Source organism: Rhodoferax sp. GW822-FHT04A08 (assembly GCF_058801025.1).
The window spans coordinates 229,927-249,784 of the sequence record NZ_JBXAMW010000007.1; the positions used below are offsets into that span (position 1 = coordinate 229,927).

Here is a 19,858-nt window from a genome sequence, read left to right on the forward strand (position 1 = left end):
CTGCCTGAAATCACAATGCAAACCAAAACTTTCCCCATTCTCCCCATCGTCTTTGCAATCGCTGCTGCCACCCTGATTCCCGGTACTGCCTCCTTCGCAGCCAGCCACCACGCAACCAAGTCCAAGCCCGTTGCCAAACCTGCAGCCGCAAAGAAGGCCGCTGCTGCCGATAGCGGCTTGCCCCCGCTCGCCGCCCAGACCACTCTGGCAGCCAATCCACCCGAGCTGCCCGCCAAGGCATGGCTGCTGATGGACTTCGACTCCGGTGAGGTGCTTGCTGCGGCCAACCCCGACGAACCCCTGCCACCGGCCTCGCTGACCAAGATGATGACCAGCTACCTGGTCGAGCAGGCGCTGCGCTCCGGCAAGCTCAAGCAGACGGATCTGGTCTCGGTCAGTGAGAACGCCTGGTGCCGCGGCTCCAGTACCGAGTCGTGCATGTACCTGCCGCTGAACAGCCAGGCCACGGTGATCGACATCCTGCGCGGCATCATCATCCAGTCGGGCAATGACGCATCCAAGGCAATCGCCGAGCACATGGCCGGTACCGAAGAAGGCTTTGCCAAGCTGATGAATGCCGAAGCCCAGCGCCTGGGCATGACGCACACGCATTTCGTGAACCCCACGGGCCTGCCCGACCCGGCGCACAAGTCGTCGGCGCGTGACCTCGCCATCCTGGCGCGCGCCATCATCCGCGATAGCGTTGACTACTACCCGATCTACGCAGAGCGGGATTTCAAGTACAACGGCATCAAGCAGGGCAACCGCAATGCCCTGCTCTACACCGACCCTACGGTTGACGGACTGAAGACCGGTCACACCGAAGATGCCGGTTACTGCCTGGTCACTTCCTCCAAGCGCAACGGAATGCGCCTGATCACGGTCATTCTCAATACCCACAGCGCCCAGGCACGGGCCGACGAAACGCGCGCGCTGCTCGGTTGGGGCTTCAGCAGCTTTGAGAAGGTCACGCCGATTCAGCCGAACACGGTGGTCGCAACGGCCAAGGTCAGCTTCGGCAAGGCAGACACGGTAGCCGCCGGACTGGGCGAACCCTGGATGCTGACCGTGCCACGCGGACAGCAGGTGCAGACCTCGGTAGAGGTCAAGCCGGGCCTGGAGGCTCCGGTGGCCAAGGGCGCCGTCATCGGCAAGGTGATTGCAACCTCGAACGGCAAGCCAGTAGGCGAAGCGCCGCTCGTTGCACAGGCTGAAGTGGAGCGCTCAGGCCTGCTGCTGCGCGCCTGGCAGCACGTGACCAAGCTTTTCGGAAAGTAAGCGCCGACAGGCCTACTTTCCTCCGAACAAATCCTTCAACCGTTCCAGCAGATCCAGGTCAATCGGCTTGGCTGCTGTGTTGCCCTGGAACTCGTCATAGACCCAGTCGCCCTGCACCTGTGACACGCCTGTGGGTTGGGGTATTTGGTTGGGGTATTTGATAGGGGGGGCGCCCTTGAGCAAGAAAGCATTCAGGGCGACAAGATGTCGATCAATGAAACGATTTGGTTCGGTGCGCCGCCGAACATTCTTTGCATCTCCGCATTCATTCAAGAAGTCTCGCGCCCCCCGGTTTTCCGTGCCGTGTAAATAAAAAAGCCACCGATTGATCCAAGGTTTTTCTTTAGAAACTGTCGGAAGGTTTGGGTGCAGCTGCTACAGGGAATTCGCTCGGAGACAAGCGTAAGAAACCCCGGCGTATTGTTCCGCTGCTGGATTTTTTCGGACGAAATCAGAAGATGAAGGTAGTTCACGACAAGGTGTTCAGAGTCATGACGACGGTCATCACCTTCGCTGCACTTTGTCTGAAAGATGGGATTGAACTCATGCGTCCACTCGAATAGCGTCCATTCTTGTCCTCCGAGTCTGCGTTGATCTGGGAATCCGGTTGCGTGTACCTTGAAGGAGAGACTCTGGGCAATCCACGCTCTATGTCATGTTGTCACAGGTCAAAGCGACCTTTGCCAGATTGCCTTGCAGCACGGAGCCCTTCGCGACATCAAGCAAGCGCGGTGCATGGTGGCCTGCTCTTGCCGTGCCGTTGTGAGGCTTTTCCGAACCGTTCAACGTCGCACCGACAGCGCTGTGCAATGTGTATTCCGCGTTCTTTCCAACGATCAACAGATGGCTAACTGCATTAGCGAGAACATCAGGATTACGCGGCTTGGGGCCCATGGCATCTTCAACTTTGCCGTCAACGCTTGATGGACGCTTGAAGCTTCCCTCCATGGGTGAGCAGCAGCTTCTCGATCGTTGGTCGCATGGCCTTGAAACGCTGGGTGGGAACTGGAACGGAGATCGCGGCGATTTCTCCACTGGGCAGGCTGAGTGCCATGGCCACCGCGCAGATGCCCATCGAGTTTTCTTCGACGTCGGCACCGATGCCACTCTCGCGTACCACTGCAATCTCCTCGACCAGGTCCGTCCATGTCGTGATGGTGTTGGGGGTCATGCGGGCGAATGACATGCGTGGACGCAGCGCGAGCATGTCGGCGTCGGACATGGCTGCTAGCATGGCTTTGCCAGGGGCCGTGGAGTGCAGGCTGAATGAAACGCCGATGCCGGATTCCGCCTTCAGGCGGTGTCCCCCCACCACCTGGTCTACGAACACCAGCTTGTTGCCGTCCAGCAGTGACAGGTCCACGGTTTCCCCACTGAGCAGCGAGATCTCCTGCAGGGTGGGGCGAGCGACTTCGGAGATTTCAAATCGCGTAGCGGCGGCCAGCGCGAGCAAGGCCGGACCCAGGCGTACTCCGCGGGTGGGTGAGGCCGAGATGACAAGGTTTTCATCGTCCAGCGCGGCAACGATGCGTTGAATCGTGGACCGGGGCAGCTTCAACAGCTTCGCCAATTCGCCCAGTGACAAGCCAGCTGGGTGCTCCCGCAATTTCTGCAGCACGGCCGCTGCACGCGCAATTACCTGAATCCCTCCCTTGCTGGCGGACTCATCGGCCAATTCGTCTTCTGTGGTCATGCAAGTTTTCTCCTTGTCCAAGTGTGCCAGCAGAACGCGTTGGTCATGCACGCGCGGGTTTACCCGATGCGGGTATGTCCCAGTTCCTGGCCCCCAAGTCGATCGATACATTACGCCACATTGAATCGCATAACGATACAACTGTATCGCAATACGGTTCAGTATAACAGATCAAATTTTCAAATCCGTCAGCAACAAGGAGCCTGTGATGATTAATGTGCGCGGCACGATGTACGAAGAGAACCTCAACAACAAGATGGGGTTGGAGTTTTATGACCTGAGTCATCCCTGGGGTTTGGGACAGCCCTGCTGGCCCTACTTCGAAGATGTCAAGATCGAACGGCTGCACACCATGGCCCGTTCCGGCGTGCTGACCCAGAAGATCACGACCGTGATGCACTCGGGCACCCACATCGATGCGCCGGCGCACGTCGTGGAAGGCACCGCGTTCATGGACGAAGTGCCGTTGCCGCACTTCTTCGGCACCGGAGTGGTGGTGTCCATCCCCAAGAAAAAGTGGGAAGTGATTACCGCTGCCGACCTGGAGGCCGCAAGTCCGCAAATTCGCGAGGGCGACATCGTCATCGTCAACACCGGTTGGCATAAGCACTACGGCGACAACCGCATGTATTACGCCTATTCCCCCGGCTTCTACAAAGAGGCCGGCGAATGGTTTGCCAAGAAGAAGGTCAAGATGATTGGCAGCGACACGCAAGCCCTGGACCATCCGCTGGGTACGGCCATTGGCCCACATGGCCCCGGATGGCCCAATGGCCTTCTGCCCGACATCAACCGTGAATACGAACGGGAAACCGGCCGCAAGGTGATCGAAGACTTCCCTGAGTGGGAGCCCTGCCACCAGGCCATCCTGAAGCAAGGCATCTGCGGCTTCGAAAACGTGGGTGGCGACATCGACAAAGTCACCGGCAAACGCGTGACCTTCGCCGCCTTTCCGTGGCGCTGGACCAAAGGCGATGGATGCATCGTGCGCCTCGTGGCCATCGTGGACCCGAGCGGCCAATACCGTTTCGAGACGGGCAAGTAAGCACAGGGAGCGGATGCGATGAAGGTCAAACGTTTCCCGGATGCGCAAGCCTATGTGGCACCCAACCACTATGAGATGCGCTCCCTGCGGTTGCAAGGGTTTGAAGAGGGTGGTCCGGAGTCGTTCTGGACGGGGCTGTCGCACTTTCTTCCCGGTGGAGGTGCCGGGCCTGACTCGTCTCCGCTGGAAAAGGTCTATGTAGTGGTCGCGGGTGAATTGACCGTGGCCGTTGGCGGTGAAGAAGTCGTTCTGGGGGCCATGGACAGTTGCTTCATCCCGGGTGGGGAAATACGTGAAGTCAAGAACCGCACGAACGCCGTCGCCAGCATGCTGGTGGTCATGCCGTATCCGCCAACCCAGCAGGGAGCCCAGTGATGGACGACGCAACACCTGATTGGCTGAAGAACCCGGCCCGGCTCTTTGACATACGCGGCAAAGTAGCAGTCGTGACCGGAGCCTCGGGCGCCTTTGGCATGTTGGCCGTCAAGGTATTGGCGGGCGCAGGGGCCAAGCTGGTTCTGGCCGCTGGAAACGGGAAGGCCCTTGATGAAGCAGCCGCAGCCTGCAATGCCATGGGCGCAGAGGTGGCCTGCGTAGCGCTGCGCCCGAACACGGAGGCGGACTGCGACACCATCATCCAGACCGGCATAGATGCATTCGGCGGAGTGGACATTCTGGTGGTGGGCTCCGGCATGAACGACCCCTGCCCCATCGTCGACATGCCACTGGAGCGATTTGAATCCGTCATGGACGGAAACGTCACGGGTGCATGGCTGATCTGCAGAGCCTTCGGCAAACACGCCATTGCCCGAGGACGTGGAGGCAAGGTGGTACTGGTCTCTTCTGCACGCGGCAAACTGGGCCATCCGGCGGGCTACAGCGCCTACTGCGCCTCCAAAGCGGCTACCGATGGCCTGACCCGGGCGCTGGGGTGCGAATGGGGCAAATACGGAATCACGGTGAATGCCATTGCGCCGACCGTCTTCCGATCTCCCCTGACCGCATGGATGTTCGAGGACAACGAAAAGGCCAATGGCGTGCGGGCCGGCTTTCTATCCCGCGTACCGCTGGGGCGCCTGGGTGAACCGGAGGACCTGGCTGGTCCTCTCCTGTTCCTGGTGTCCAGGGCATCCGACTTCCATACCGGGCATACCGTCTATGCCGACGGTGGTTACACGGCGGGCTAGACATGCAACACATATCCGTCATAGGTGCTGGCCTCATGGGCCATGGCATTGCACAGGTGTTCGCACTGGCAGGACGCATTGTGCGTGTCTACGACCCGGACCAGAAAGCGCTGATGTCGCTGCGTGAGCGCATAGAACGCAACCTGAAGGATTTGAAGCAGGACGTGAACGCTGCAACCCGGGTGTTTCCATCGGAAGACCTGGGAGAGTGCGTCAGCGGTGCGGATGTCGTATTTGAAGCGGGGCCGGAAAACCTCGCCTTCAAGCAACGCCTCTTTGTGCAGCTCGAGCAACTGGCGCCGCCGCATGCTCTGCTGGCAAGCAACACCTCGGTGATACCCATTACGGAAATCATGCGCAACGTCGGGACCGGGCACAGGGCCATGGGCACCCACTGGTGGAACCCGCCGTACCTGGTGCCGCTGGTCGAAGTGATCAAGACCCCCCACACCGATCCGCGGCTCGCACAAGACATGTTCAACCTGCTGGCAGAAGTAGGCAAGACGCCTGCCATGGTGGAAAAGGACATACCAGGGTTCATTGGCAACAGGCTGCAGCATGCCCTGTGGAGGGAGGCCATTGCATTGGTCGCCAGCGGCGTATGCGACGCCGAAACAGTGGACACCGTTGTCAAGGCCAGTTTTGGTCGGCGTCTACCCGTTCTCGGGCCTTTGGAAAACGCAGACCTGGTTGGAATCGAGCTGACCCAGGCGATTCACCAGACGGTACTTCCCTTTATCGACCACACCCCAGGCCCATCACCGTACCTGCAACGCCTGATCGACGACGGCAGGCTGGGAATGAAAAGCGGTGAAGGCTTCAGAACCTGGACACCTGAACAGCAAGACGAACTACGCGCCAAGGTCTTGTCCCATCTCAAAGCAATGAACGTGGCGGAAGGCCGCTAAAGGAATACATCATGGATGAAAGCAGCAGGGTCATTCTCACGGTAGCCTGCACTGGCGCCTGGCCCCAAAAGTCAGACACGCCCTACGTGCCACTGACACCACAAGAGGAAGCTGATGAGATCGTACGTTGTGCCGATGCGGGCGCATCCATCGCACACATTCACGTGCGCGACGATGCCTTCCACGCGTCCATGGACTTTGACAAATTCGCCGAGACCGTGCGCCTGGTGCGGGCCCGTTGCAACATAGTCTTGAACCTCACGACCTCGGGCGGACTGGGCCTTTCAGACGAAGTACGCATGAGGCCCTTTCAAGAGCTGCGCCCCGAGATGGCCTCGTTCGACGCAGGAACGATGAACTGGGCCCACACCACCGTCTTTGAGAACAGCCCGCGGTTCCTGGAGAAGCTGGCCAACTCCATGTCGGAATGCAACGTCAAGCCCGAGTTCGAAATCTTTGATGCCGGAATGATCTACAACGTCCTGCACTACATGAAGAAGGGCCTCATCACCGGCCGCCCGCATTTCCAGTTCGTGCTGGGTGCGCCTGGCGGCATGACAGCCGACGTGAAGAACATGATGTTCCTGCTGGACACCTGCAAGGACAACCTGGGTACAAATTTCACCTGGTCCGCTCTGGGCATTGGCAGAGGCCACCTACCCATCATCTACGCCGCCCTGGCCATGGGCGGGCATGTGCGCGTAGGGATGGAAGACAACATCTTCTACCGCAAAGGCCAGCTTGCCAAATCCAATGTGGAGTTTGTCGAGCGGGTGAAGCGCACGGTGGCCGAGATTGATCGCACGGTCGCCACCCCGGACGAGACACGAAAAATACTGGGCCTGAAGAACGTGCCCGCAGCGGTTGTCTGAAGCAAGCGCAAAGAAAGAGAGACAGGGAAGACCCACCACCCCACCAAATAAATACGAGGAGCACAGATTGAAAAACACCCCCATCAGCATGGCATGCGCCGTGGTGATTGCATCCGCAATGGCCACCGGAGCAGCAGCACAAGGCAGTGACGGTGACGGCGACGAAAAGCCGTTCTCACTGTTTGGAGACGCACTGGAAAGCGCGGCAGGAATCAACGCCTTTGGCTTTCTGCAGGTTGGCTTTTCCTCCAACAACACCTCGACGCACGACCAGGCGGCGGCAGGGCACTCCAACTTCCCGATTGCAGGTGCCGCAGACGAGGGCTTGCAGCTCAACGCCTTGTCATTGGCGCTGGAGCGGCCTATCACGACGAACATCATCCCCCGCGTCACTCCTACGCCAGGGCCTGTACCATGGGAGTTTTCGTGGGGGTTCCGCACGGAGTTGCTGTATGGACGCAACGGTTTGCCAGCCCAGATGTTTGGCTTTGATTCGCAATGGACGGTCAACCAGACACCCGCCGGAGTGAACCCGGGAAGCACACGGCAAAACTACGTCGCCATGCCCCAGGCATTTTTGCAAGCCTACTTTCCGGTGGGCATGGGTGTTGCCGCGATGGTGGGGCGGTTTGGTTCCGGTGTGGGGCATGACATAGCACCCGAATGGCGGCCAGGCCCCAATGTGTTCTATACCAAAACCTACACCTTTGTAGCGCAGCCCGATCAGGTCTACGGGGCCCTGGTGTCGGCCAATCTGATGCGCAACGAATATGGATTTCTGGCGGGCGAACTGGGTATTGTCAAAGGCCGCCAGAACCTGAACGACAACAACAACAGCAACAGCACGATTGGTGCGCTGCGTTGGCGCAGCACCGATATGAATACCTGGGTTGACTACAGTTTCATGATAGGGGACGAGCAGAACGACCCTATAGTCAACAACGTCCAGATGCCCATTGCGCGCATCATTTCGGCCAATGGCCAAAAGCGTGAGCACCACTCCCTGAGCGTGGGCTTCAAGCCAGCCGATGCCTGGCAAGCCAATGTGGAGTTTGTATACGGCAAACAAAGCGGCGATGGCCAGCCGGGAACGATTGACATCCTGACCTTCAACCCGGCTGCTGGAAATTTCTTCACGGGTGGGGAATACACCGGCGTGGTTGCGCAGGCGGTCTATACCGCCAATGAAAAGCTGAGCTATGGCGCACGGTTTGAGAACTTCCGGGACCCCCAGGGCGTGGCACTGTTTCCCGTAACCGCCGTAGCCAGCGACTTCAATGCGGTCACGTTGGGGCTGACCTACAAGCTCAGCAAGAGTGCCATCCTGCGTCCCGAGGTCCGTTACGACTGGCAGACCGGCAACAACGGAGTCAATGCGTTCGGCGGTGGCACTGCCGACAAGCAAACCACGCTGTCGACCGACCTGGTCATCTATTTCTAAAAAACAACGAGGAGCGTCAAATGAATTTCCAATACAAGCTCGCGCAAGTGTCGATCGCAGCATGTCTGCTGGCGGGTGCCATGTCCGCCACGCATGCAGCTGATGAAATCGTGATCGGCGCCTCGATTCCATTGTCCGGCCCCTTGGCTGGCTTTGGCATGTACCAGAAGTGGGGTTACGAGACAGCCGTGAAAGACCAGAACAAGGCCGGAGGCATTCTGGTGGACGGCAAGAAGATCCCGGTGCGATTGGTCATCCGGGACGACAAGACCGACCCCAACGTGACTGCGAGCAACTCCGAGTCACTGCTTTCGCGGGACAACGCCGTGGCATTGCTGGGTTCCTGCACGCCAGCGTTGGTGAACGCAGGCGCACTGGTTGCGGAGCGGCGCAAGGTTCCCATTGTTGCGGGTTGTGATCCATTGGGCGCTTTCCGCTCCGTGCGCAAGTGGAATTACGCCTGGGTCATGTTCTTTGATGAGGGCGATCTGGCCACAGCGCCCTTTCGCATGATGAACGACTACGGCATCGTCACCAACAAGAAGGTCGCGATATTGGCGGACAACGGCCCTGATGGCATTGTCGTGGGCGGAAAGATATGGCCTGAAACTGCCAAGGCCAATGGCTATTCCGTGGAGCAAAGCACCTCCTTCCCCACGGATGCGCAGCAGTTCACCTCCATGGTGGCGCAAGCCAAATCCACCGGAGCGGACGTGGTGCTGGTGGACGCCATACCGCCCCAGGCCATTGCCATGCGCAAGCAAATGGCTTCAGCCGGATTCAGTCCCAAGGTGCTTGTGATGGAGAAGGGGGCTGAGCCCGAGTTCTTCGCACAGGCCACCGGAAAGTTGGCAGACGGTGTTCTGGTCGGCGGCTACTGGGACCCCAGCTTCCCGTATCCAGGTGCAGCCGATCTCGCCAAACGCTTCGAGTCGGAAACCAAACAGACCCAGAGCCAGCACATTGCAGACTCCCACGCCGCAGCGCAAGTCCTCATGGATGCCATAGCTGCCGCGGGAACCCTGGACCGCGAAAAGATCAACGCGGCCATAGCCAAGACCAACAAGACCTACGTCATTGGTCCGGTGAAGTTCGACGCCACCAACACTTCGGCCATTCCCATCACCTTGATGCAATGGCAGAGTGGCAAGGCCGTCGTGGTCTGGCCCAAAGACCGAGCCAATGGCAAGCTGCTCTTTCCCCTGCCTGAAGCCAAGTAAGAGAAGCCCCTGCAGTCCATTGGGTTGGCTGCAGGGCATCAAGAAGGAGTAGGCATATGAGTTTGCCAAACGTGGAAGTAATAGCCGGGAGCCTGGCTTCCGGGCTGCTGTTGGGCGGCAGCCTGTCGCTCATTGCACTGGGCCTGTCCATTTCGCTGGGCGTGATGCGTCTTGTCAATCTGGCGCATGGCGAGTTGTTGGTGTGTGGTGCCTACCTGAGCTACTTCCTGCTCAGCTACCTGGGGCTCGATCCCATTCTGGGTTTGCCGCTGGTGGGGGCCCTGGTTGCGCTGGTGGCATTGCCTTTCCACCGGCTGCTGATCGCACCTCTGGCGGGCAAAGGAATGGAGGCGCCCATGATGACCATGTTTGGCGTTTCCATCATCCTGCAGAACCTGTTGCTTCTCGCCTTCTCTGCCGACACCCGCAACATCGAGGCGTCCTATGCCACCCAACCTCTGATACTGGGGCCGGTCGTCGTGCCCAAGATCTACCTCATCGGGTTTGTGGTTTCGGTGGTCTTGGTGTGGTGTGTGCACTTGCTGGTCACCTGTACCGCATTTGGCAGGGAGCTGCGGGCCAGTTCGGCCGACCCCGGTGCGGCCGCCACGCTGGGCGTGGATGTGCGGCGCGTGCACGCCCTGACGTTTTCCATGGGGGCCGCTTGTGCGGCCATGGGAGGAGTATTGATCGGTACCGCCTTCTCCTTCACCCCGAGCACGGGTGCTACCTACCTGCTGATCAGCTTCGCCATTGTGGTTCTGGGTGGGGTTGGAAATATCTTTGGAACACTGGTTGCGGGAGTCGCCATGGGTGTCTTGCAAAGTATTGGGGCGGTCGTGCTGGGTGATGGTTACCGAGACCTGGTCGGCCTTGTGTTATTCCTTCTGGCACTGGCACTGCGCCCGGCCGGAATCGTGTCAGCGAGGGCGTAACCACCATGCTTTATGCCGAATACGAACCCACCAGCGATCCTGAAGTGGCCGAAATGATCCGAAGAAACGTTTCAAAAATTGTGGTGCCCACGCTCCTGATGGCACTGGCGATAGCGAGTCAGGGGTTTTCAGATTACGCACTTGAAATCGGCTTTCGCCTCATGGTGATGATCACGTTGGCCGAGGCGTGGAACCTGCTTGCAGGCTATGGTGGTCTGGTGTCCTTGGGGACGGCCTCCTTTGTCGGCATTGGCGCCTATGCGCTTACCGGCCTTGTGAACAATGCGCACCTGCCTCTGTATCTGGCCATACCCGGCGCGGGTCTTGCTGCCGCAATGCTTGCGCTGCTGGTCTCCCGCGCAGTGTTTCGGCTCCGGGGGTTGTACTTCACAGTGGGCACGCTCGCCTTGGCGGAAGCCTTGCGCATGTTCATGGTGAACTACGATGGCTTTGGTGGAGCCTCCGGTCTCTTCTTGTCGCAGGACCCGCCGGGCCTGTATGCGCTGTTTTGCATTGCCATTGGCTTGATGGCCGTCACCACGCTGGTGATAACCATCGCGACGGCATCCCGGTTTTCCATCCTCCTGCGGGCGGTGCGTGACGACGAAGACGCGGCTGCGCAAATTGGCGTGAAGGCATTCCGCATCAAGCTGGTTGCCTTTGTGCTGGCAAGTTTCCTGATGGGCATGGCAGGCGCGCTACAAGGGCTGAAGGTGGGAACCGTGGAGCCCTACGGCATGTTTGGCATTCAGTGGACCGTCAGCGTGCTGTCGATCGTCATCATTGGCGGTCAGGGCTTGCGTCTGGGGCCGGTTGCCGGCGCATTCTTTGTCATCGCCCTGGGTGAAGTACTGGCGGACTATCCCGCATTGCATCTGGCCATTACCGGCGTGATATTGATTGTCGTTATTCGGTTTGCCCCCAAAGGTCTGGTCGGGCTCGCCCGCGATATTGCAGCCAGAAACAAGGGGGAGGCGAAATGAGCACACCACTTTTGCAAGCGAACGGCTTGGTCAAGCGCTTTGGCGGTGTGGTTGCAACCGACAACGTTTCCTTGGCAGTCCATCCACACCAGGTCATGGGAATCATCGGTCCCAACGGCGCTGGCAAATCCACCTTGATCGGGTTGCTCGGTGGCGGCCTGATGCCCAGTGCCGGAAGCATTGCGTTCGACGGGCAGGACATCACGCAGATGCAAGCGTTTGACCGCGCCCGTATCGGGATTGGCCGGACGTACCAAATCCCTCGCCCCTTTCTCGACATGACCGTGCGGGAGAATTTGTTGGCGGCCAGATATTCATTGCGTCCCTGGGAAGCCGGGGTCAAGGCAAACCGCGCATGCGATGCCATTCTGGAGCGCACAGGCCTTGCCGATGCGGCACACCTTACGGGGCGGGGGTTACCCTTGTTGCGTCGCAAGCGCCTGGAAGTTGCCCGCGCACTGGCCTTGCAGCCCAAGCTGCTGCTGCTCGACGAAGTTGGTGCCGGCCTGATTGACTCGGAAGTCACGGAGCTTGTGGAACTGATCAAGTCCTTGCGCAAAGAGGTGCAGGGTATTGTCATCATCGAACACGTGTTGCGTGTCGTGCGGGAATGTTGCGACCGCCTTGCGGTGATCAATTTTGGAAAGAAGATCGCCGAAGGCAGTACCAAGGATGTGCTCAATAGTGACGACGTCGCGGCTGTTTACCTGGGCACTTCGCACTCGGCAAAGAAGGTGGAAACTGTCCGCTCCGAGGCAACGCAGCCAGGGCAAGCGACCGTTTCACGCGCCATGGCGGGGCTGGTTACTCCGACCCGGATCGAGGCCGGCAAAGCGCGTGCGCCCATTCTGGAGTTGCGTGGCATCCATGCGGGCTATGGCCAGGCTCGGGTTCTCAACGGCATCGATCTTGTCGTGCAACCCGGCAAGGTGATCGCCATTCTGGGAACCAATGGCGCCGGCAAGACCACCTTGGCCAATGTGGTGAGCGGCGCCATCAAGGCCAGTGCGGGGCACATCCTGGTGGAGGGCAAGGACGTCACAGGTTCTGCTCCGTATCAGTTTGCAAGGCTTGGCCTGGCGCAGTGCATGGAGGGGCGCCGCATATTTGCGCCGCTTACCGTTGAAGAAAACCTGATGCTGGCAGCCCGTGGCGTGGCGCAGGCAGAGGTGGCCGATCGACTGGAGCGCATCTACACCCTGTTCCCAGAACTGGCGGAGCGCAGGCGCATTGGCGGCACATCCATGTCCGGTGGGCAGCAGCAGATGCTGGCCATAGGCCGCTCCTTGATGTCCAAGCCCAAGCTCGTCCTGTTTGATGAGATCAGCCTGGGCCTGGCGCCGGTCATGATGGACCGCCTCTACCAGGCGCTTGGCGAACTCAAGGCTGCCGGGCTGACCATGCTCATCGTGGAACAGGACGTGGAGCGGGCACTCCATTTGGCAGATGAGGTGCATGTCATGGAGCACGGCACCTTTGCGCTCTCGGGCAATGCCACATCCATACGAGAAGACCCGCGTCTGCGCCACCTCTATATTGGCACTGCGGATTGAAAATATTCTTAATGAAAACAGGAGACACAAGATGGAACTGAAAGAAGCCAATCGTTTGCTAGACCCCACACCCATGCCTTTGGAACTGGGCTATGAGCGCCTTGCGGATGGCGTGCTGCACGTGGCCTGTCGCACGGACCTGCACGGCTGCACTGGCGAGATGTTCGAGTGGTGGTTCAGATCCCGTCCCAACACCCAGCACTATGTGTGGTGGCACCCGGTAGACCATGTATCGAGCGACTGGATTGGGGGCGACGCGTCCACGCACGTGGGGTCCATCCACAAGGTGGAGGAGTTCTTCACCGGACTGCCATCGGCCAAACTGCTGATTCAGTTCCGTCCCAACGAGGAGTTCTTCGACGCCGATCGCTACCAAAAGGCACGTCAGGAAGGGCGCATCAGTGCCTCGGTATGCGGGCGGACCGGTATGTCCTGGGATACACCGACCTTGCCCGACGGGAAACTGTTGGGCGGACGCTTGCTCCATATCGGCCGTGACACACCGTGGGGCTGCGCTTTGCGTAGCCATTTCTACATGGGGCAGGATCTACCTTCCATTGGAAAGTCACCGAAGGAAATCGAGGAGATGATTCCGGATGCGTTCGGCATTGCACTGCTTCAGCACTGCTACAACGAATTCACCTTCCTCTCGCGGTTCCTTCCTTCCCTTTTCATTGCCGAGAACCGTGCAACGCATGAAGTAAAGCTGCCTTGGTAGCGGGAGCATCCTGGTTGACCAGCACTGCGCAAGGCAGGGCGAAGCTCCTGTTATGGGTTTCGCCTGCCTTCATTTCTTCCAACTACATCCTTGCCAAGGCTGCCAGCGGGGAGATTGCGCCCCACCTGATGGCGCTGATTCGGTGGTCTGTGGCGTTGTGCCTCATGGGCGCCTTTTCATGGAGGCAGCTCGGTCAATTGATGCGCCTGCCCGCGCGCGAGTACCTCCATGTGCTGGTGCTTGGTGGACTGGGCATGTGGATTTGTGGCGCCTTCGTCTACGAGGCTGCGTTCTCAACCAGCTCCACCAACATTGCCCTGATCTATGCCGTCACACCGGTTGCCATTGCCGCGGTCAACTCCGGAGCATCCGGCGGTACCGTGCTGCCGCGCCATTGGGTGGGCATGTTGCTGGCGCTGTTCGGTGTCCTGTTTGTGATTTCCAAGGGTCACCTTGGGAACTTGTCCGCCACGCGGCTTGTCGTGGGAGACGTGTGGGTTGTGGTTGCCGCCACGGCCTGGGTCGCCTACACCTTGTTGACGCAGCGCTGGCCAAGCGCCTTGGATACCTCGACGCGCTTGTGCGCCGTGACATGTGCAGGTGTGCTGATCCTGCTGCCATGCACCGTAATCGAGGCCTTGCACGCGGGGCAGGTGCTCCTTACGCGGCGCGGGCTTTTGCTGGCAGCGGTGGCGGGTGTAATTCCCGGCTTCGTTGCCTACAAATCCTATGCGTTTCTGATCCAGAAGCTGGGCCCGGCCCAAGCCGGTCTGGTGATGTATCTGTCACCCGTGTATGCCGCAGCCATTGCCTGGGTTCTGTTGGGTGAGGCGCCGTCGTGGTTTCACTTCGCAGGTGCCGCCATGATCTTGCCCAGCATTTATCTGGTGACTTCGCAAAACACCAGAAGCACGGAAGCGGGCCGTTGACCTACTTGCCCCCGAACAGATCCTTCAACCGTTCCAGCAGATCCAGGTCAATCGGCTTGGCTGCTGTGTTGCCCTGGAATTCGTCGTACACCCAGTCGCCCTGCACCTGTGACACGCCTGTGGGTTGGGGCATCTGGGTGGGCGGTTTGCCCTTGAGCGCGACGCCCATGTAATCCATCCAGATGGGCAGCGCCAGCGTGGCGCCGAATTCGCGGCCCCCCAATGATTGCGGGTCGTCATAGCCCATCCAGGCCACTGCGGTCACATTGCCGCTGTAACCGGCAAACCATCCGTCCACCGCGTCGCTGCTGGTGCCGGTCTTACCGGCCAGGTCCGGGCGGCCCAGCTTCTGTGCAGCGGCTGCGGTGCCGCTCACGGTCACCTCGTGCAGCATGCTGGTGGTGACGAAGGCATTGCGAGCATCCAGCACGCGGTCGCTCTCCTGCGCCACGGCCACGGGCTTGGCCTCGAATAGCACGGCGCCACGCGCATCGGTCACTTTCTGGATCAGATACGGATTGATCTGGAAGCCACCATTGGCAAACACCGAGTAGGCGCCTGCCATCTGCAGCGGCGTGACCGAGCCGGTGCCAAGTGCCAGTGTGTAGTTGACGGGCTGCTTGGTGCCGTCAAAGCCAAAGCGCGGCAGGAAGTCGTGGGCGTACTGCGGCGTGATGGCGCGCAGCAGCCGCACCGCGGCCACGTTCTTTGACATGGCCAGCGCATGGCGTAGCGTGATGGCGCCTTCGTACACATCGTCATCGTTCTGCGGAGACCAGGGCTGGCTGCCGGTTTCTGCGGGCGTGAGCGTGAGGGGCGCGTCGTTCACCTGCGTGGCGGGCGAGTAGCCCTTCTCCAAGGCAGCTGAATAGATGAAGGGCTTGATGGACGAGCCGGGCTGGCGCCAGGCCTGGGTGGCGTGGTTGAACTGGCTGGCGTTGAAATCAAAGCCACCCACCAGCGCGCGGTAGGCGCCGGTCTGGTTGTTGAGGGACACAAAGGCGCTACCCACATTGGGCAACTGCGTGATGCTCCAGCGGCCCTTGGCGTCCTGCACCACGCGGATGATGGAGCCGGCCTTGAGCTTGAGCGCGGCTGGTGCCTTGGGAGCCAGGGCTGCTGCGGCCCAGCGTACGCCATCACCATTGACGTCGATCTGGTCGCCATTGGGCAGCGCAGCGCGCACGCTCTTGGGTGTGACCGTCAGGGCCACGGCCGACAGCATGCGGTCGCTGGCCGGGTGCTGCTGCAGTGCATTTTCTATGACCTTTTGGCGTTCGGTCGCGTTGGCAGGCAGCTCCACAAAGCCTTCTGCTCCGCGGTAACCATGACGCTGGTCATATGCCAGCACATTGCGACGCACCGCATCGTAGGCCGCATCCTGCTCGGTGCTGATGAGTGTGGTGGTGACGCTGATGCCACGCGTGTAGGTGTCGTCCTTGAACTGGGCCGCCATGCTCTGGCGCACCATCTCGGCCACGTACTGCGCATGGCTGTTGTAGCTCTGACCATCCATGCGCACGTGCAGGTCTTCGGCCATGGCCTGTTTGAGCTGCGCGTCATTGATATAGCCCAGCTCGCGCATACGCTTGAGCACCAGCTGCTGGCGCGCCTGTGCGCGCTTGGGGTTGACCACGGGGTTGACCGTGCTGGGTGCCTGCGGCAGGCCGGCCAGCATCGCGGCCTGTGCAATGGTGACGTCCTTGAGCGACTTGCCGAAGTAGATCCGCGCTGCGCTGCTGAAGCCGTAGGCGCGCTGGCCCAGATAGACCTGGTTCATGTAGAGCTCCAGGATCTGGTCCTTGGTGAGCGTGCGCTCTATCTTGTAGGCCAGCATCACTTCGGTGAGCTTGCGCGAGAGCACCTTCTCCTTGGTGAGGTAGAAGTCACGCGCCACCTGCATGGTGATGGTGGAGGCACCTTGCTTCATGCCGCCAGTCAGGTCCGCGATCAATGCGCGCGCCACGCCCTTGAAGTCCACGCCGCCGTGTTCGTAAAAGCGCGAGTCTTCAATGGCCAGCAAGGCCTGCTTCTGGATCAGCGGGATGTCCTTGATCGCCACGAACTCGCGCCGCTCCTGGCCGAACTCGCCAATCAGCACGCCGTCGCTGGTGTACACGCGCAGCGGAATCTTGGGGCGGTAATCCACCATTGCGTCCAGACTAGGGAGGTCCAGCGGGGTGGCAGCCTGCGTGCCAGGAGTTGCCAGTGCGGCTGCAAGCAGCACACTGGCGCAGCAAAACGAAGTGAGGAATTTCAAGATAGTCGCGAGTCTAGGCCAAATGGGCGCCACCGATCGGGCGGCCAGAGCAGCATGCTATTGTCGCTCGAGGGGAGGACGCCCAGGGTGGGCGCCGTTTTTACCTTCGTTTACAACAATCCCGCAATGTGGAAGCGGCTACGGGCGCAACCAGGCGCCGAAAATGAGGGACACTGCGGCTTTGTGTTCGCTTCCCAAACAAACACCAACCACCGAGGACGCATCATGGAATGGATGAAACCCGGGGTCCTGCTGGGCTCCATCGTATTTGCATTGATGGGTGTGCTGATCTTCTGGATCAGCTTTGTCATCATCGACAAGATCACGCCCTACAACCTGTGGGAAGAGATTGTGGAAAAGCAGAACCAGGCGCTAGCCTTGGTCGTGGCAGCCATGTCGCTGGGCATCTGCATCATCGTCGCTGCCGCCATCCATTGAGCCTGCATGCTTCCAAACCGGGCCCCAGCCCGGTCGAGCTGGCGCTGCTGACCTCCGTCTTCGTCGTCTCTGCCTGCGGGCTGGTGTACGAGCTGGCGGCGGGCGCGCTGGCGTCGTATTTGCTGGGCGACTCTGTCCTGCAATTCTCCACGGTGATTGGCGCTTACCTGTTTGCCATGGGCGTGGGCTCGTATCTCTCGCGCTTTCTGGAGCGCCAGCTCAGCGCCCACTTTCTGCGTATTGAGCTGCTGGTGGCACTGGCCGGGGGCCTGCTGCCGGTGCTGCTGTTCGTGGCGCATGCGGCGCTGCCCAATTCCTTTCGCTTCGTGTTGTATGCCATGGTGGTGCTGGTGGGCATTCTGGTGGGGCTGGAGATCCCGCTGGTGATGCGCATGCTCAAGAAGAACGTGGCGCTCAAGGACCTGGTCTCCCAGGTGCTGACCTTTGACTACCTGGGCGCGCTGGCGGTGTCCATTGCGTTCCCCTTGCTGCTGGTTCCGCATCTGGGGCTGGCGCGCACCGGCCTGCTGTTCGGGCTGATGAATGCGTTGGTAGCGCTCTGGGCCCTGTGGCTGTTCCGCCATGAGTTGCGGCATCTGTCCGCGCATGCGTTGACGTGTGTGGCCACCCTGGCGGTGCTGCTTGCGGTGTTTGCCTGGGCCGACCACATCACCACCTGGGCCGAGGACAAGCTCTACCAGGACCACGCGGTGATCGCGCTGACCACGCCCTACCAGCGCATCGTGGTGACCAACGCGCCGGGTGAGGGGCGCCTGGGATTGCGTTTGTTTTTGAACGGCAATCTGCAGTTTGCCCAGCGCGACGAATACCGTTACCACGAGGCCCTGGTGCATCCGGTCATGGCAGCGTTTGCGCAAGGTGGCGCGCCCAAAAAGGTTGCCATCCTGGGCGGCGGTGACGGCATGGCCGCGCGCGAAATCCTCAAGTACCCCGGCGTGGTAAGTGTCACGCTGGTGGAGCTGGACCCGGCCATGACCGATCTCTTCACCCGTGAGCCCATGCTGACGGCGCTCAACGCGCATGCGCTTTCTTCGCCCAAGCTCAAGGTGGTCAATACCGATGCCTTTGGCTATCTGGAAAACGCCAGTGACGTGTTTGACGTAATCGTGGTGGACTTCCCCGACCCCACCAACTTCTCCATCGGCAAGCTGTTCACCAACTCCTTTTATGCGCTGCTGGACAAGCATCTGTCGGCCAGCGGCTACGCCGTGATCCAGACCACCTCGCCGCTGGTAGCACGCAAGAGTTTCTGGACGGTGGTGCACACGGTGGAGTCCGTGGGGCTGACCGCCACGCCCTACCATGCGCACGTGCCCAGCTTTGGCGAGTGGGGCTTTGTGATTGCCAGCCGCAGGCCCTACCGGCTGCCTACTGCATTGCCGGCGGGCCTGCGCTTTCTGAACCTGCAAAGCCTGCCGTTGCTGTTCGACTTTCCGCAGGACATGGACCGCGTGCCCACCGAGATCAACCGCCTGTCCAACCAGGTGCTGGTCACCACCTATGAAGAGGAGTGGGGCCGTGTCGCCCACTGAAGGCCGGGCTCAGACGAACATGCCGCCAGACACCTCAATGCGCTGGGCGTTGACCCAGCGGTTGGCCGGGCTGCACAGCGAGGCAATCATGGCGCCAATATCGTCGGCCTCACCCACGCGGCCCAAGGCAGTTTGCGACGCCACGAAGGCGTTGAGCTGAGCGTTGTCGCGCACCGCGCCGCCGCCGAAATCGGTGGCAATGGCGCCCGGCGCCACCACGTTGACCGCAATGCCGCGTGGGCCCAGCTCCTTGGCCATGTAGCGGGTGAGCGTCTCGATGGCGCCCTTCATGGACGCGTAGGCTGCGTAGCCGGGCAAGGCAAAGCGCGCCAGCCCGGACGACAGGTTGACAATGCGCCCGCCGTCTGCCATCAGCGGCAACAGCTTTTGCGTCAGGAAGAAGACGCCTTTCAAATGCACGTTGACCAGCGCATCAAACTGGGCCTCGGTGGTGTCCATCAGCGAGGCATGCACGCCGGTGCCGGCGTTGTTGACCAGGACCTGGAAGTGCTCGGTGTTCCAGCGGCTGCGCAGGGCTTCGCGCACGCTCTGGGCAAACGCGCTGAAGCGGCTGCTGTCGGCCACGTCGAGCGGCAAGGCCAAGGCTTTGCGCCCGGAGGCTTCGATTTCTGCAACCACGGCTTGTGCCTGTGTGGCCTGGGTCTGGTAGGTCAGGATGACGTCAAAACCTTGGCCGGCCAGATGCAGCGCAGTGCTCCTGCCCAGACCGCGGCTGCCGCCGGTAACGATGGCGATGGGGTTGGTGGTGGTGCTCATGGGGTTTGCCTTTCATGCAATGTGGATGGGATGAAGTGCAGTCTATTGATCGGCGCGAAATGAATAAA

General features: G+C 60.4%; 19 protein-coding genes. 15 read left to right on the forward strand and 4 right to left on the reverse strand.

What is annotated here, in order from left to right; all coding sequences use genetic code 11:
- The first annotated feature begins 15 nt into the window (after positions 1-15).
- The gene (locus AC1RMF_RS15595; RefSeq protein ID WP_342620245.1) at positions 16-1,278 is read left to right on the forward strand and encodes a D-alanyl-D-alanine carboxypeptidase family protein; all 1,263 of its coding nucleotides are present in this window, start codon (positions 16-18) and stop codon (positions 1,276-1,278) included.
- A gap of 648 nt (positions 1,279-1,926) precedes the next feature.
- On the opposite strand, the gene AC1RMF_RS15600 is transcribed toward AC1RMF_RS15595, so the two are convergent.
- Positions 1,927-2,226, reverse strand: a complete 300-nt coding sequence (locus tag AC1RMF_RS15600; RefSeq protein ID WP_493142590.1) for a hypothetical protein — start codon at positions 2,224-2,226, stop codon at positions 1,927-1,929.
- Entirely contained in the window at positions 2,192-2,971 is a 780-nt protein-coding gene (locus tag AC1RMF_RS15605) for an IclR family transcriptional regulator (RefSeq protein WP_342620247.1), read from the reverse strand. Before AC1RMF_RS15605 ends, AC1RMF_RS15600 begins: the two co-directional genes overlap by 35 nt.
- A gap of 208 nt (positions 2,972-3,179) precedes the next feature.
- Here AC1RMF_RS15605 and AC1RMF_RS15610 point away from each other — a divergent pair, with 208 nt between their 5' ends.
- From AC1RMF_RS15610 to AC1RMF_RS15665, 12 genes are all read left to right on the forward strand, one after another.
- Positions 3,180-4,016, forward strand: a complete 837-nt coding sequence (locus tag AC1RMF_RS15610; protein WP_342620248.1) for a cyclase family protein — start codon at positions 3,180-3,182, stop codon at positions 4,014-4,016.
- Between the two features lie 18 nt (positions 4,017-4,034).
- On the forward strand, positions 4,035-4,391 hold the full coding sequence (locus tag AC1RMF_RS15615; protein ID WP_342620249.1) for a cupin domain-containing protein: 357 nt from the start codon (positions 4,035-4,037) through the stop codon (positions 4,389-4,391).
- Positions 4,391-5,203 carry an SDR family NAD(P)-dependent oxidoreductase gene (locus tag AC1RMF_RS15620; protein WP_342620250.1) on the forward strand — a complete coding sequence of 271 codons (813 nt, stop codon included), beginning with the start codon at positions 4,391-4,393 and terminating at the stop codon, positions 5,201-5,203. Before AC1RMF_RS15615 ends, AC1RMF_RS15620 begins: the two co-directional genes overlap by 1 nt.
- Positions 5,204-5,205: 2 nt before the next feature.
- Positions 5,206-6,111 carry a 3-hydroxyacyl-CoA dehydrogenase family protein gene (locus AC1RMF_RS15625; protein WP_342620251.1) on the forward strand — a complete coding sequence of 302 codons (906 nt, stop codon included), beginning with the start codon at positions 5,206-5,208 and terminating at the stop codon, positions 6,109-6,111.
- 11 nt (positions 6,112-6,122) lie between these two features.
- Complete coding sequence (locus tag AC1RMF_RS15630) at positions 6,123-6,983, forward strand: beta-keto acid cleavage family enzyme (protein ID WP_342620252.1); 861 nt, start codon at positions 6,123-6,125, stop codon at positions 6,981-6,983.
- A 67-nt stretch (positions 6,984-7,050) separates the two neighbouring features.
- Positions 7,051-8,424 carry an outer membrane beta-barrel protein gene (locus AC1RMF_RS15635; protein WP_493142536.1) on the forward strand — a complete coding sequence of 458 codons (1,374 nt, stop codon included), beginning with the start codon at positions 7,051-7,053 and terminating at the stop codon, positions 8,422-8,424.
- Between the two features lie 20 nt (positions 8,425-8,444).
- Positions 8,445-9,644 carry an amino acid ABC transporter substrate-binding protein gene (locus AC1RMF_RS15640; protein WP_342620254.1) on the forward strand — a complete coding sequence of 400 codons (1,200 nt, stop codon included), beginning with the start codon at positions 8,445-8,447 and terminating at the stop codon, positions 9,642-9,644.
- 56 nt (positions 9,645-9,700) lie between these two features.
- A complete protein-coding gene (locus tag AC1RMF_RS15645; RefSeq protein WP_342620255.1) occupies positions 9,701-10,579 on the forward strand; it encodes a branched-chain amino acid ABC transporter permease in 879 nt (292 codons plus the stop codon).
- A 5-nt stretch (positions 10,580-10,584) separates the two neighbouring features.
- Positions 10,585-11,562 (forward strand): branched-chain amino acid ABC transporter permease, encoded by a 978-nt coding sequence (locus AC1RMF_RS15650; protein ID WP_342620256.1) that lies wholly within the window; start codon positions 10,585-10,587, stop codon positions 11,560-11,562.
- Positions 11,559-13,115, forward strand: coding sequence for an ATP-binding cassette domain-containing protein (locus AC1RMF_RS15655; RefSeq protein ID WP_493142539.1), 1,557 nt, complete (start codon positions 11,559-11,561; stop codon positions 13,113-13,115). The genes AC1RMF_RS15650 and AC1RMF_RS15655 overlap by 4 nt, the downstream gene beginning before the upstream one ends.
- A 31-nt stretch (positions 13,116-13,146) precedes the next feature.
- Positions 13,147-13,833, forward strand: coding sequence for a DAPG hydrolase family protein (locus AC1RMF_RS15660; RefSeq protein WP_342620258.1), 687 nt, complete (start codon positions 13,147-13,149; stop codon positions 13,831-13,833).
- 14 nt (positions 13,834-13,847) lie between these two features.
- Entirely contained in the window at positions 13,848-14,762 is a 915-nt protein-coding gene (locus AC1RMF_RS15665; protein WP_342620259.1) for a DMT family transporter, read from the forward strand.
- A 1-nt stretch (position 14,763) separates the two neighbouring features.
- Here AC1RMF_RS15665 and AC1RMF_RS15670 read toward each other — a convergent pair whose 3' ends face one another.
- The gene (locus tag AC1RMF_RS15670) at positions 14,764-17,022 is read right to left on the reverse strand and encodes a penicillin-binding protein 1A (protein WP_493142541.1); all 2,259 of its coding nucleotides are present in this window, start codon (positions 17,020-17,022) and stop codon (positions 14,764-14,766) included.
- 225 nt (positions 17,023-17,247) lie between these two features.
- Here AC1RMF_RS15670 and AC1RMF_RS15675 point away from each other — a divergent pair, with 225 nt between their 5' ends.
- Both AC1RMF_RS15675 and AC1RMF_RS15680 read left to right on the forward strand, forming a co-directional pair.
- Positions 17,248-17,460, forward strand: a complete 213-nt coding sequence (locus AC1RMF_RS15675; RefSeq protein WP_342620261.1) for a DUF350 domain-containing protein — start codon at positions 17,248-17,250, stop codon at positions 17,458-17,460.
- Positions 17,457-19,013, forward strand: coding sequence for a polyamine aminopropyltransferase (locus tag AC1RMF_RS15680; RefSeq protein WP_342620262.1), 1,557 nt, complete (start codon positions 17,457-17,459; stop codon positions 19,011-19,013). The genes AC1RMF_RS15675 and AC1RMF_RS15680 overlap by 4 nt, the downstream gene beginning before the upstream one ends.
- A 9-nt stretch (positions 19,014-19,022) precedes the next feature.
- On the opposite strand, the gene AC1RMF_RS15685 is transcribed toward AC1RMF_RS15680, so the two are convergent.
- Positions 19,023-19,790 carry an SDR family NAD(P)-dependent oxidoreductase gene (locus AC1RMF_RS15685; protein WP_342620263.1) on the reverse strand — a complete coding sequence of 256 codons (768 nt, stop codon included), beginning with the start codon at positions 19,788-19,790 and terminating at the stop codon, positions 19,023-19,025.
- Positions 19,791-19,858 lie beyond the last annotated feature (68 nt).

Bases quoted from the DNA above. Each gene is read 5' to 3' on its own strand.
- AC1RMF_RS15615 (WP_342620249.1), top strand. From the start codon at position 4,035: ATGAAGGTCAAACGTTTCCCGGATGCGCAAGCCTATGTGGCACCCAAC.
- AC1RMF_RS15655 (WP_493142539.1), top strand. From the start codon at position 11,559: ATGAGCACACCACTTTTGCAAGCGAACGGCTTGGTCAAGCGCTTTGGC.
- AC1RMF_RS15645 (WP_342620255.1), top strand. From the start codon at position 9,701: ATGAGTTTGCCAAACGTGGAAGTAATAGCCGGGAGCCTGGCTTCCGGG.
- AC1RMF_RS15650 (WP_342620256.1), top strand. From the start codon at position 10,585: ATGCTTTATGCCGAATACGAACCCACCAGCGATCCTGAAGTGGCCGAA.
- AC1RMF_RS15610 (WP_342620248.1), top strand. From the start codon at position 3,180: ATGATTAATGTGCGCGGCACGATGTACGAAGAGAACCTCAACAACAAG.
- AC1RMF_RS15675 (WP_342620261.1), top strand. From the start codon at position 17,248: ATGGAATGGATGAAACCCGGGGTCCTGCTGGGCTCCATCGTATTTGCA.
- AC1RMF_RS15595 (WP_342620245.1), top strand. From the start codon at position 16: ATGCAAACCAAAACTTTCCCCATTCTCCCCATCGTCTTTGCAATCGCT.
- AC1RMF_RS15605 (WP_342620247.1), bottom strand. From the start codon at position 2,971: ATGACCACAGAAGACGAATTGGCCGATGAGTCCGCCAGCAAGGGAGGG.
- AC1RMF_RS15660 (WP_342620258.1), top strand. From the start codon at position 13,147: ATGGAACTGAAAGAAGCCAATCGTTTGCTAGACCCCACACCCATGCCT.
- AC1RMF_RS15685 (WP_342620263.1), bottom strand. From the start codon at position 19,790: ATGAGCACCACCACCAACCCCATCGCCATCGTTACCGGCGGCAGCCGC.
- AC1RMF_RS15620 (WP_342620250.1), top strand. From the start codon at position 4,391: ATGGACGACGCAACACCTGATTGGCTGAAGAACCCGGCCCGGCTCTTT.
- AC1RMF_RS15600 (WP_493142590.1), bottom strand. From the start codon at position 2,226: ATGGAGGGAAGCTTCAAGCGTCCATCAAGCGTTGACGGCAAAGTTGAA.
- AC1RMF_RS15640 (WP_342620254.1), top strand. From the start codon at position 8,445: ATGAATTTCCAATACAAGCTCGCGCAAGTGTCGATCGCAGCATGTCTG.
- AC1RMF_RS15630 (WP_342620252.1), top strand. From the start codon at position 6,123: ATGGATGAAAGCAGCAGGGTCATTCTCACGGTAGCCTGCACTGGCGCC.
- AC1RMF_RS15625 (WP_342620251.1), top strand. From the start codon at position 5,206: ATGCAACACATATCCGTCATAGGTGCTGGCCTCATGGGCCATGGCATT.